The following is a 12,396-nucleotide window of genomic DNA, read 5'->3' on the forward strand; positions in this document are numbered from 1 at the left end:
CCCGGGCCATGGAGAAACCGATGAATGAAATGAGCCTGGAGCAGCGCCTGGATCGCCTGGAATCGCTGGAGCAGATCCGCATGCTGCCGGCCAAGTACGCCCTGGCCCTGGACATGCGCGATCTCGATGCCTGGGTCGGGCTGTTCCCGGAAGATGTGCGGGTCGGCAAGGAGCAGGTCGGCCGCGCCCACTTGAAGGCCTGGATGGACGACACCCTGCGCCTGCAGTTCAGCACCACCTCGCACCATATCGGCGGGCACATCATCGAGTTCCGTGATGCCGACAACGCCAGCGGCGTGGTCTATTCGAAGAACGAGCATGAAGCCGGCCCGGAATGGGTGATCATGCAGATGCTCTACTGGGACGACTACCAGCGCATCGACGGGCGCTGGTACTTCCGCCGCCGCCTGCCGTGCTACCTCTACGCCACTGACCTGAACCGCCCGCCGATCGGCGAGAAGAAGATGCGCTGGCCGGGCCGCGAGCCCTATGACGGTTCCTGGCACGACCTCTGGCCGACCTGGAAGAGCTTCTGGAACAACAAGCCCGACGATGCCCTGCCGCAGGTGGCGGCGCCGGCGCCGCTGGAGCAGTTCCTCGACAGCATGCGCCGGGGCTCCAGCGCGCCGCGGATCAAGGTGCGCTGATGGCCGGCTCTTCCTCCCGCGCGCTGGACGCGCTGTTCGAACCGCTGCAGCTGGGCGAGCTGCAACTGGCCAACCGCATCGTCATGGCGCCGATGACGCGCAGCCGCGCCGACGCCGACGACGCCCTCGATGCGCTGCATGTGCGCTATTACAGCCAGCGCGCCGACGCCGGACTGATCATCGCCGAAGGCACCTACCCGAGCGTGCACGGCAAGGGGTACTGCCGCACACCGGGTATCGCCACGGCCAAGCAGGTCGCCGCCTGGGGGCGGGTCAACGCCGCCATCGGCGAGCGCGGCGGTGCCAGCCGCGTGCTCCAGCTGATGCACGTCGGCCGGGCGGCCAGCCGCCATAACAAGCCGGAAGGCGCCGAGACGCTGGCACCATCCGCCATCGCCGCTCGGGGCAGCCTGTACAGCGACAGCCACGGCATGGTACCGATGGAGGTGCCGCGCGCGCTGGAGACCAGCGAGGTCGCAGGCGTCGTCGACGAATATCGGCAGGCCGCCCTGAACGCCCACGCGGCCGGCTTCGACGGGGTGGAGCTGCACTGCAGCAGCGGTTACCTGCCGATGCAGTTCCTCCTCGCCTGCAGCAACCAGCGCAGCGACGGCTACGGCGGCTCGCTGACGCGGCGCATCCGCTTCGTCGTGGAAACCCTCGAAGCCATGGCCGAGGCTATAGGGGCAGGGCGTGTCGGCCTGCGCATCTGCCCGGGCAATCCGTACAACGACATGCAGGACGACGATCCGCTCGCCACCTACGGGGCCTTGCTCGACGCCGTCGATCCGCTGGGCCTGGCCTACCTGCAGGTCAGCCGCTCGCCGCAGCCGGGACTGGATGCCTTCGACCTGGCGCGACGGCACTTCAGTGGTGCACTGATCCTCAACGACGGCTTCGACGGTGCGAGCGCCGCCCAGGCGATCGCCGACGGGCAGGGCGAGGCAGTGTCGTTCGCTCGCCATTTCATCGCCAATCCCGACCTGGTAGCGCGCTTGCGCGCAGGGCATCCCCTGGCCGGGTTCGACCGTGCCACCCTCTACACCCCCGGGGCACGTGGCTTCACCGACTACCCGACGCACGCCGAATCGGCGGAGGTACGGCCATGACGCCGGCGCGCAGCATTCCGGCGGCGCTGGCGCTCAGTGCGCGGCGTGCCCCCGAGCACATCGCCGTCGACGAGGGCGACCTGCGCCTGACCTACGCCGAGCTGGAAAGCCGCTCCCGGCAGTTGGGCCGGGCGCTGCTCGCGCTCGGCCTGGCGCCGGGGGAACGGGTCGCCGTGTGGGCGCCGAATGGACATCGCTGGCTGCTGGCGGCCCTCGGTGGACTGATGGCCGGCGCGGTGCTGGTGCCGCTGAGCACACGGCTGAAGGCCGCCGAAGCGGCGGACATCCTCCGTCGCAGCGGCGCGCGGGTGCTGTTCAGCGTCGGCGAGTTCCTCGGCAGCTATTACCCGGAGTTGCTGGCCGACCAGGTACTGGTCGACCTGGAGCGGACCGTGGTCATCGAACAGCCCCGCGACGGCGACACCAGCTGGGACGATTTCCTCCGCGGCGCCGAAACAATCCCCGACGCCGCGCTCGATACGCGCATCGCTGCGCTGGACGAGAACAGCCTCAGCGACCTGATGTTCACCTCCGGCACCACCGGCTATCCCAAGGGCGTGCTCTGCGCCCACGGGCAGAACCTGCGGCTGTTCGACAACTGGGGCGAGACCGTAGGCCTGGGCGCCGAGGATCGCTACCTGATCGTCAATCCGTTCTTCCACGCCTTCGGCTTCAAGGCCGGGTGGCTGGCGGCGCTGATCCGCGGCGCGACCATCCTGCCGCAGCGAACCTTCGACGCCGAAGACGTGTTGCGGCGCGTCGAGCAGGACCGCGTGACTTTCCTGCCCGGACCGCCGGCGCTGTACTCGGCCATGCTGGAACACCCACGGCGCGGCGACTTCGACCTGTCCTCGCTGCGGGTGGCGGTGACCGGCGCGGCCTCGGTGCCGCCGGTGCTGGTGCAGCGCATGGGCAGCGAGCTGGGCTTCGCCAGTGTGCTCACCGCCTACGGCCTTACCGAGAGCTGCGGGTTGGCGACCCTGTGCCGGCCCGGCGACGCCGTGGAGACCGTGGCCAGCACCTGCGGCCGGCCCCTGGAGGGTATCGAGATCCGTTGCGTGGACGGGGCAGGGCGGGCGCTTCCCAGCGGCCAGGTGGGGGAGGTGCTGATCCGGGGTTTCAACCTGATGCGCGGCTACTTCAACGATGCGCAGGCCACCGCCGAAACCATCGACTCCGACGGCTGGCTGCATACCGGCGACGTGGGTGTCATCGACGAGCGGGGTTACCTGAGGATCACTGATCGGCTCAAGGATATGTTCATCGTCGGCGGCTTCAACTGCTACCCGGCCGAGGTGGAGCGTCTGATGATGGAGCATCCGGCGGTGGCGCAGGTGGCGGTGATCGGCGTTCCCGACGCCCGCCAGGGGGAGGTGGGCAAGGCGTTCGTGATACTGCGCCCCGACCTCGACCTGACGGCGGACGCGCTGATCGCCTGGTGCCGGCAGCACATGGCCAATTACAAGGTTCCGCGCCAGGTCGAGTTCGTCCGGAGCCTGCCGCTGAACGCGTCCGGCAAGCTGCTCAAGCGCGATTTGCGCTCGGCGTGACAAGGCGCCTGCAGGGACGGCCCTGGGCGGGTCGTGCTGCCTGGGAGTCATCCCTGCCTCCTTGGCGCCAGGCAACCCAACGCTGCCTGGAGTGTCAGGCGGAATTTAGCGCCCCTTATGACCTCGGATCGAACCCGAAGACGCGGAGCTCTTGTTGGCAACGGCAGGCTTTCGCAATGCGCGCGGCCCATGCGACGGCTTCCTCGAGAGAGGGCAGTTCCAGCACGGTGAAGCCGCCATTCAGTGGCGGAGCCCAAGGGTAGCCGCCCTTGGCGACCGAACCGTCAGCCGAGACGAGCACGGGCGGCAGGTCTTCGTCGATGCCGCCGCCAAAGACATATACGCCGGCGGCCTTCGCCTCATCGATTACTGCGTGCGCGTCGCGGCTTACTGCCTCCAACTCGCCGTCGGGGACAATCATCGCCGCGCTGGGGAAGGAAATCAGGTATTTGGCCATAGGGCGCTTTCCTTGGAATTTGGTGACGTGGCCTGACGATTATGGTGCAAGCGTTTCCGTCCATGAATGCCCGCTTCTGGCCGCTAGCCACCAGTGAAACCGTCCGCTCGAAAACGGCACGAGTGCCGTCCACTCCCGAAAACCCATGAGCGCCGCATAGCGCTACGATGGGCCGGTCTGATCTACGCTGAAGGACGGAAGGCCTCCGTTGTGCGGTACCTTTCCTGCGCCGTTCATGCCCTGGAGCCATTCATCCATGTCCGACACATCCCATCCGGGATCTTCCTCGCATCCACGACATTCAGGTTTCGACTGGCAGCGCTGGCTGCCGGGGCTCGTCACCCTGCGGCATTACCAGGTGGCGTGGTTGCCGAAGGACCTGGCGGCCGGGCTGGTGCTGACCACCATGCTGGTGCCGGTGGGCATCGCCTACGCCGAGGCTTCCGGCGTGCCGGGCATCTACGGCCTGTACGCGACCATCATTCCGCTGCTGGCCTATGCGTTGTTCGGGCCGAGCCGGATTCTGGTGCTCGGCCCGGACTCGGCGCTGGCCGCGCCCATCCTCGCGGTGGTGGTGCAGTACGCCGCGAGCGATCCGCAGCGCGCCATTGCCATCGCCAGCCTGATGGCGCTGGTGTCCGGGGTGGTCTGCATGGTCGCCGGCTTGCTGCGCCTGGGCTTCATCACCGAACTGTTGTCCAAGCCGATCCGCTACGGCTACATGAACGGCATCGCTCTGACAGTGCTGATCAGCCAGTTGCCCAAGCTGTTCGGTCTGTCGGTGGACAGCCAGGGCCCGCTGCGCGATCTCTGGAGCCTGGGACAGGCGCTGCTCGATGGCCGCGCCAACTGGCCGAGCTTCGCCGTGGGCGCCGGCAGCCTGGTGCTGATCCTGTTGCTAAAGCCTTACCAGCGCCTGCCGGGCATTCTCATCGCGGTGGTCCTGGCGACCTTGTCGGTCAGTCTGTTCGACCTCGGCAGCCTGGGCGTCAAGGTGCTCGGCGAGCTGCCCCAGGGGCTGCCGTCCTTCTCCATCCCCTGGTTGAGCGGTATCGACCTGATGGAAGTGGTGCTCGGCGGCGTGGCGGTGGCGCTGGTTTCCTTTGCCGACACCAGCGTGCTGTCGCGCACCTACGCCGCACGGATGAAGACGCCGGTAGACCCGAACCAGGAGATGTTCGGCCTGGGTGTGGCCAACCTGGCCTCCGGGCTGTTCCAGGGAATCCCGATCAGCAGCAGCTCGTCGCGCACGCCCGTAGCCGAGGCGGCGGGTTCGAAGACCCAGCTCACCGGCATCATCGGCGCCCTGGCGGTTACCCTGCTGCTGCTGGTGGCGCCCAACCTGATGCAACACCTGCCCAACAGCGCGCTGGCGGCGGTGGTGATCGCGGCGGCGCTGGGGCTGTTCGAGTTCGCCGACCTCAAGCGCATCTTCCGCATGCAGCAGTGGGAGTTCTGGCTGTCCTTCACCTGCTTCGTCGGCGTTGCGGTGTTCGGCGCCATTCCGGGGATCTGCATCGCGGTGGTGATTTCGGTGATCGAGTTCCTCTGGGATGGCTGGCGCCCGCACTTCGCGGTGCTCGGCCGGGTCGAGGGCACCCGTGGCTACCACGACGTGACGCGCTACCCGCAGGCTCGGCGCATTCCGGGGCTGGTGCTGTTCCGCTGGGACGCGCCGCTGTTCTTCGCCAACGCCGAACAGTTCCAGAACACGGTGCTGATGTGCGTCGACCAGTCTCCCACCGCGGTGCAGCGCCTGGTGATTGCGGCCGAGCCGGTGACCAGCATCGACATCACTTCCGCCGACATGCTCGCGGAGCTGGACAAAGCCCTGGAGACGCGTGGCGTGGAGCTGCAGTTCGCGGAGATGAAAGACCCGGTGAAGGACAAGATGAAGCGCTTCGAACTCTTCGAACGCATGGGGGAAAGCGCCTTCCATCCCACGGTTGGCGCGGCTGTCGATGCCTACCTCAGCGACTCCGGGGTCGACTGGCAGCCCTAGGCCGTACCCGTCCGGGTGCGGCGGCTGTCGATCCACACCAGCATGCCGCTGGCGTACAGCGACACCGCGAGGAACAGTGCCATGCGTACGGCGAAGGCGCGGTAGACGTCCTGGCCTCCCGCGCTGTCCTGCACGGATTGGCCGAGCAGGATCAGCATCGTGGTCAGGCAACTGACCCAGTAGGCGGGGCTCTTGCGGGTGGCCACTGCCGCGTATAGCCGGCGCCCCTGCCAGAGAGTGAACAGCAGCACCCAGAGGAAGAACATCCAGAGGTCGACGAACAGGCTCAGCGCGCCCCACACCAGGATCGCCAGCAGCCCCGCCAGCAGGGTGGAGCCGATCAGTTCGCGGCTGGCGTGGCGCGCGCGGGTCTCGCCGGCCTGCTGGCCGAGGCTCACCGATTTCATGATCAGCGGCATGAAGCGATCCGGCGCGATCATCGCCAGCAGGAAGGCCGGCATCACGATCAGCACGGCGCGCAGGGCGATCCAGCCGGCGTCTTCCTCGCTGGGCAATGGCGGGGCAGGGGGCGAGGGCGCATTGGCGGGCTCGGGGAACAGCGCATGGGCCGCGGCGGTGCACAGCACGGCCAGCAGCATGCCCTTGGCCAGCGCCTCGACTACCGACAACGCCAGGGTGAAGTCGCTGGTGCCCGCTGCGGCGATCATGGTCAGGCCGACCACCAGCAGATTCGCCAGCAGGCCGTTGCCGCCGCGCAGGGCATAGCGGAACACCAGGTACAGTCCCACGCCGACCAGCAGCACGCCGCTCAGCGGGGCATGGCGCAGCAGGGGGATCAGCAGCAAACCGATGCCGCAGGTGAGCAGCACCAGTATCGCCAGGGCCGGCGCCGCCTTGAGCGGCAGAGCCTGCGCGCGCATGGCCAGCAGGAGGACCGCGAGCACCGGCGCGAGAAAGGGAATCGGCAGCCCGATGCCGTAGCTGGCCGCCAGGCACAGCGCGACACCCCAGGCCAGCCTCAGCGCGCGCCGGCGCCGCAGCTCAATAGGCATAGCTCAGCCAGCTCATCAGCCACATGAACAGGCGGCCGATCAGGTTCAGCGGATTACCTTCGCTGGGCAGCGCCATGACTTCCGCCTGGCCGCCCACACGCAGGGCGGCGGTGTTCAGCGACTGGTCGCGGTCCAGCTCGACGATCACCGGGAAGCGCTGCGCCGAACGCAGCCACTCGCGGCTGTTCTGCACCGTCGGCAGCGAGCCCGGCGGGGTGCTCTGGCCGACGCTGACGCCGTAGCCGATGCTGCGGATGCGCCCGCGCAGCAGCTCGCCGGGCAGCGCGTCGAGCACCACCAGCACCGGGGTGCCGGTGCTCAGGTGGCCGAGGTTGTTCTCGGTCATGTCGGCGCTGATCCACACGTCATGGATGGCGATCAGGGTCATCACCGGGCTGCCGGGGCCGACGTAGTGGCCGACGTCGGTGCGCAGGTCGGTGATCAGTCCGTTCGAGTCGGCGCGTACCACGGTGCGGGCCAGGTCGAGTCGGGCTTTCTGCACGTTCGCCGTGGCGCTGCGCAACTGGGCATTGTCCTCGTCATGGCCGCCCTGTTGTTCGCGGGCCCGTTCGACTTCGGCGCGCGCGGCCGCCACCTGGCTGGCGGCCTGTTCGCGGTTTGCCTGGGCATTTTCCAGGCGACGCACGGAAACGGTGCCGGGGTCTTCCTGGTACAGCCGCTGCAGGCGTTCGGAGTCCTGCCGCGCCTTGCGTTCATTGGCCTGGGCCGCGGCCAGAGCCGCCTGGGCCGAGTCGATGCCGGCCGTGCTGGCGCCGATCTGCCGGCGCACCGCATCCAGGTCGGCCTCGGCTCGCGACAGGGCGATCCGGTACTGCTCCTGGTCCAGCTCGAAGAGCACGTCGCCCTTGCGCACTTCCTGGTTGTTGCCCACCGCCACGCGCTTCACCTGGCCCGCCACCTCGGCACTGACCGGGACCACATAGGCCTGCAGACGCGCCTGCTGGGTGTAGGGGGTGAAGCGGTCGGCGAGCAGGTACCAGACCAGGCTGATGGCGATCAGCAGCAACACCAGGCGCATTCCGCGGTCGGGGGCGGACTTGCCTGGGGTAGGGGCCGGCTGTTGTGGGGGCGGCGTGCCGGGGGCGTCGCTCATTTCTGCTCACCTATTCCTGCGGTGCTGGGGTTCTGGGGGGCGGGCTCGTCGAGCAGGTCGCCCCAGTCGGTTCGTTGTTGCATCTGTTGGCGGGTGGCCGGGTCGATGGGCGCGCGCTGGCTGTCCCAGCCGCCACCCAGAGCCTTGTACAGGGCCACCAGGCTGCTGACGGCGTTGCCCCGGCTGACCAGGTAGCCGTCCTGCTGTTGCAGAAGCAGCTGCTGGGCGTCGAGCACGCGCTGGAAGTCGGCGAAGCCTTCGCGGTACTGCGAGCTGGCCAGGCTCAGGGAGCGCTGCGCCGCCTCTGAGGCCTGCTCGCGGATGCCCGCGCTCTGCAGCGAACGGACCAGGCCGCTGGCGGCGTCGTCGGCCTCGCGCGCGGCGTTGCGCACGTCCTGGTGGTAGAGCTCGATCAATTGCTGCAGGCGCGCATCTTCCACGCGCACGGCGTTCTTGCGCCGGCCATAGTCGAAGGGGTTCCAGATCAGGCTCGGCCCGGCGGCGAGGTTGAAGCTGTCCGGCAGGTTGTTGGCCGACACGAAGCTCCAGCCGATGCTGCCCAGCAGGCTGATCGAGGGATACAGGTCGGCCTCGGCGACACCCACCAGCGCCGACTGCGCCGCTACCGCCTGCTCGGCGGCACGGATGTCCGGTCGGCGCTGCAGCAGGCTGGCGGGCACGTCCTGGAGAATCGCCCGGTCCGGCAGCGGCAGTTGCCCGTGGCGCGCGGCGAGCTCCGGCATCGCTCCCGGCGGCCGCCCGAGCAGCGCGCAGAGAATGTTGCGCAGGGCGTTCACCTGGTTCTCGAACTCGGGGATGGTGGCCTGGGTCGCCAGGTACTGGGTGCGCGCCTGCTGCCAGTCGAGTTCGTCGTTCTCGCCATGGCGGAACAGCCGCTCGGTGATCTCCAGGCTGCGCTCCTGGCGCTTGGCGTTCTCGCGGGCGATGTCCAGGCGCGCCTCGGCGGTGCGCAGGCCGAAGTAGGTGTCGGCGACCTGCGCGCGCAGCAGCACCATGGCGTCGGCGTAGTTGGCCTCTGAGGCGAAGTAGGCTGCGTCGGCGGATTCGATGGCGCGGCTGAAACGGCCCCAGAAGTCGATCTCCCAGCCGATGTCGAAGCCCGCGCTGGATTGCCAGAACACCGAGTCGCGGGCGGTTGGCGCACCGGACTGGTTCTGTTTGAGGTAGAGGCTTTCGCCGCGGATCTGCTGCAGCTGCGGATAACGCCCGGTTTCCGCTATGGCCAGCTGCGCGCGCGCCTCGGCGATGCGCAGGCCGGCTACCCGCAGGTTGGTGTTGTGCGCGTCGGCTTCGGCGATCAGTGCGTCCAGGGTCGGGTCGGTGAACACCGTCCACCACTGGCGCAGGTCCGGGGCATTGGCATTGCGACCCGCCTGCTCCAGCAGCGGCGTCTTCCAGCCGGCCAGCCACGGGTCCTGCGGCGGCTGGAAGTCCGGGCCGACCTGGGTGCAGCCGGCCAGGAGGGTTGCGACGATGAGAGTGCAGCGTCTGACGCGCTTTGGCATGGCGATCCTTGGCTTATTCGGGCGACTCGGAGGCGCTTTCCGGTTCCTGCTGGTCGACCCATTGCCAGAACAGGTTGTAGGCCACGGCGAGGATCACCGGGCCGATGAACAGGCCGATGATACCCTTGACCACCATGCCGCCGAGGGCACCGATCAGCACCACCGGCATCGGCACGTCGACACCGCGGCCCAGCAGCAGCGGCTTGAGCACGTTGTCGGCGAGACCGGCGATGAAGGTGTAGATGGCGAAGGTGATGGTTGCGGCGGTGAAGCCTTCGGTGGAGAGGACGTAGGCGATCACCGGGAGGGTGATCAGGGTCGCCGGTGCCTGGGCGATGCCCAGGATCAGGATGGCGATCGCCAGGATGCCCGCGCCCGGTACGCCCTTGACCACGAAGCCGACACCGATCAGCAGCATCTGGATGAAGGCGATGCCGATCACTCCCTGGGCGACCGCACGGATGGTGGCAGTGCACAGGGTGGCGATGTGCTTGCCGCGCTCCACGTTGGAGACCCGTATGGCGATGCGTTGCGCCGCGCGCTCGCCGTTTTCGCCGAAGGCCATGATGATGCCGGAGATGATGACCGCCGCGATGAACAGCAGGAAGGCGCCGCCGGCGCTGGCGGCGGCACCCAGCAGCACGCGGCCGGTGCCCTTGAGGTAGGGCAGCAGGTGTTGCGCCACCTGGCTCAGGCCACCGGAGACCGACTGCCAGGCAGCGTACAGGCGCGGGCCGATCAGCGGCCAGGTGGCCACTGATTCGGGCGGTGCCGGGATGCTCAGGGTGTCGCTCTTGAGCAGCGTCACCACGCTATCCAGGGAGTCGCCGATGTTGATCGCCAGCAGGTAGATCGGCGCCAGCAGTACCAGCAGGACGAACAGGACGATCAATGTCGCCACGTGGCCGTCCTTCAGCCCGGTGCGCACCTTGAGCCAGCGCTGCAGCGGGTAGAGGGTGACGGCGAGGATCACCGACCAGATCATCAGCTCCTGGAAGGGCTGGAACACCTGGAAGGAGAAGATCACCAGGGCGGCGATCAGTCCGGCCTTGATGAGGACGTCGAGCATTCCCCGCGACAGGGCGCTATCGAGCTTGAAACTGGGTTGCATGGTTTTCCTCCGGATCGACTCTTCAGGTCGGACGGTCATTGCGCCGAGCGGCGCTTTCCAAGGGGTGATCCTGGGGCTGTGGTGTAACGCCGGCGACGGGGTTGCCATCGTCGCCGAATCGACCATCCGGATCGTCGTTGCGGCCCTGCCGATGCAGTTCCAGCAGCCACTGCGCTTCCTGCTGCCGGTAGCGGCGCACCCAGGCGGCGGCCTGGTCCTCGCTCACGCCCAGCTCGATGAAGGCCCGGCGGCCCATTTCCAGGCTGGAATGGAAGGTTTCGCGCACCGGGTTGGCGCCCCGGTCGAGCAACTGCAGGACCTGCTGGCGGTTGTTCGCCCTGGCGATCACCCGCGTATGCGGGTACAGGCGGGCGAGGGCTTCGACCGTATTCAGGTTGATCTCCGGGTCGTCGGTGGCGACGATCACCAGCTCGGCCTCGCCGACCTTGGCGGCATGGAGGATTTCCGGGCGCGTCGGGTCGCCGTAGAAGACCGGCACGCCACCTTCCTTGCCCTGGCGGCGCAACGCGTCCACCGAGGTGTCCAGGGCTACCACCGGCACGTTCTGGGCCTGCAGCAGGTTGGCGATCACGCGCCCCATGCGGCCCATGCCGGCGATCACCACCCTGGGCTGGTCACCCACTTCCGGCGTTCCTTCCGGAGCCTCGGCATCCGTCGTCTCGTCGCGCATCCGGCGCGCCAGCGCCATCATCACCAGCGGCACCACGGCCATCGACAGGGTGATGGCGAGTACCAGCACATCGTGCACCTGCTGTTCCAGCAGGCCGTGATCCAGTGCCAGCTTGAACACCACGAAGGCGAACTCGCCGCCTGATGCCAGCACCACGCCCAGGCAGATCGCGCCGGCGCGGTTCAGGCCGCCGAAGAGGCGGCCCAGGCCAACCAGCAGCGGCAGCTTGATGCCCACCAGCAGCAAGGTAACGCCCAGTACTAGCAGCGGCTGGCCGAACAGCAGGCGCAGGTCGGCGGTCATGCCCACGCCGACGAAGAACAAGCCGAGCAGCAAGCCCTTGAGCGGCTCGATCTGCGATTCCAGCTCATGGCGGAACTGCGACTCGGCCATCAGCATACCGGCGAGGAAGGCGCCCAGCGCCATGGACACGCCAACGTGCTCCATGATCCAGGCGGTGCCCAGGACCACCAGCAGGGCGGTGGCGGTGGAGAGCTCGCGCAGTCCGGAGCCAACCGCCCAGGTGAATACCGGCCGCAGCAGGTAACGGCCGCCGATGATTACCACGCCGATCCCGACTGCTACCGCCAGCAGCGGCCGTATACCGGCATCCGGGGCGCTGTCCCCGGCGCCGCCCAACAGCGGCACGATGGCGATCAGCGGAATGGCGGCGATGTCCTGGAACAACAGGATGCCCACGGCCGTGCGGCCATGGGGCTTGTTCAGTTCCTTGCGTTCGGCCAGCACCTGCAAGCCGAAGGCGGTGGACGACAACGCCAGACCCACGCCCAGCACCACGGCGGCGGCCGGCGACTGGCCGAACAGCAGATACGCCAGCAGGCCGAGAACCGCGGCGGTCACGCCCACCTGCAGGGAGCCGACGCCGAACAGCGAGCGGCGCATCATCCACAGCCGGCGCGGCGAGAGCTCCAGGCCGATGATGAAGAGCAGCATCACCACACCCATTTCGGAGAGCTTGCCGACGTTCTGCGGATTGCTGATCAGCCCCAGCACCGAGGGACCGATCAGGATGCCGGCCAGCAGATAGCCCGGCACCGCACCAAGTTTCAGGCGTTGCGCCAGTGGCACCAGAAAGACCACTGCCAGCAGGAAAATCACCGTCGCCTGCAACAGGCTTCCATCATGTGGCATTCATCAGCTCCCTTGCGGCTCCCC

Annotated in this window: 10 protein-coding genes; 4 read left to right on the forward strand and 6 right to left on the reverse strand. The window is 68.1% G+C overall.

Annotated features, from left to right (window positions below; all coding sequences use genetic code 11):
• Positions 1 to 20 precede the first annotated feature (20 nt).
• Genes ACAW63_RS18665 through ACAW63_RS18675 form a run of 3 tightly spaced genes read left to right on the forward strand, consistent with a single transcriptional unit; the run spans position 21 to position 3,306 of the window.
• Positions 21 to 647, forward strand: a complete 627-nt coding sequence (locus ACAW63_RS18665) for a nuclear transport factor 2 family protein (RefSeq protein ID WP_371227600.1) — start codon at positions 21 to 23, stop codon at positions 645 to 647.
• Positions 648 to 670: 23 nt separating this feature from the next.
• Positions 671 to 1,756, forward strand: a complete 1,086-nt coding sequence (locus tag ACAW63_RS18670) for an alkene reductase (RefSeq protein WP_371234711.1) — start codon at positions 671 to 673, stop codon at positions 1,754 to 1,756.
• The gene (locus ACAW63_RS18675) at positions 1,753 to 3,306 is read left to right on the forward strand and encodes a FadD3 family acyl-CoA ligase (protein WP_371227602.1); all 1,554 of its coding nucleotides are present in this window, start codon (positions 1,753 to 1,755) and stop codon (positions 3,304 to 3,306) included. The genes ACAW63_RS18670 and ACAW63_RS18675 overlap by 4 nt, the downstream gene beginning before the upstream one ends.
• A gap of 115 nt (positions 3,307 to 3,421) precedes the next feature.
• Here the strand turns inward: ACAW63_RS18675 and ACAW63_RS18680 are convergent, their stop codons facing one another.
• The gene (locus ACAW63_RS18680) at positions 3,422 to 3,763 is read right to left on the reverse strand and encodes a transcription initiation protein (protein WP_331319964.1); all 342 of its coding nucleotides are present in this window, start codon (positions 3,761 to 3,763) and stop codon (positions 3,422 to 3,424) included.
• Between the two features lie 256 nt (positions 3,764 to 4,019).
• On the opposite strand from ACAW63_RS18680, the gene ACAW63_RS18685 reads away from it, so the two are divergent.
• Positions 4,020 to 5,765: a SulP family inorganic anion transporter gene (locus ACAW63_RS18685; RefSeq protein ID WP_371227604.1), complete on the forward strand. Its 1,746-nt coding sequence runs from the start codon at positions 4,020 to 4,022 to the stop codon at positions 5,763 to 5,765.
• Here the strand turns inward: ACAW63_RS18685 and ACAW63_RS18690 are convergent.
• From ACAW63_RS18690 to ACAW63_RS18710, 5 genes are read right to left on the reverse strand one after another with little or no spacing between them, the layout of a single operon-like run.
• Positions 5,762 to 6,778, reverse strand: coding sequence for a DUF2955 domain-containing protein (locus tag ACAW63_RS18690; protein ID WP_371227606.1), 1,017 nt, complete (start codon positions 6,776 to 6,778; stop codon positions 5,762 to 5,764). The genes ACAW63_RS18685 and ACAW63_RS18690 overlap by 4 nt on opposite strands.
• Positions 6,768 to 7,892: an HlyD family secretion protein gene (locus tag ACAW63_RS18695; protein WP_371227608.1), complete on the reverse strand. Its 1,125-nt coding sequence runs from the start codon at positions 7,890 to 7,892 to the stop codon at positions 6,768 to 6,770. Before ACAW63_RS18695 ends, ACAW63_RS18690 begins: the two co-directional genes overlap by 11 nt.
• Complete coding sequence (locus tag ACAW63_RS18700) at positions 7,889 to 9,418, reverse strand: efflux transporter outer membrane subunit (RefSeq protein ID WP_371227610.1); 1,530 nt, start codon at positions 9,416 to 9,418, stop codon at positions 7,889 to 7,891. Before ACAW63_RS18700 ends, ACAW63_RS18695 begins: the two co-directional genes overlap by 4 nt.
• Positions 9,419 to 9,431: 13 nt before the next feature.
• Positions 9,432 to 10,529: an AI-2E family transporter gene (locus tag ACAW63_RS18705; RefSeq protein ID WP_371227611.1), complete on the reverse strand. Its 1,098-nt coding sequence runs from the start codon at positions 10,527 to 10,529 to the stop codon at positions 9,432 to 9,434.
• A gap of 22 nt (positions 10,530 to 10,551) precedes the next feature.
• The gene (locus ACAW63_RS18710) at positions 10,552 to 12,372 is read right to left on the reverse strand and encodes a monovalent cation:proton antiporter-2 (CPA2) family protein (RefSeq protein WP_371227613.1); all 1,821 of its coding nucleotides are present in this window, start codon (positions 12,370 to 12,372) and stop codon (positions 10,552 to 10,554) included.
• Positions 12,373 to 12,396 lie beyond the last annotated feature (24 nt).

This window comes from Pseudomonas sp. QE6, from assembly GCF_041379005.1.
In the GTDB taxonomy this organism is placed as follows: Bacteria; Pseudomonadota; Gammaproteobacteria; order Pseudomonadales; family Pseudomonadaceae; genus Pseudomonas.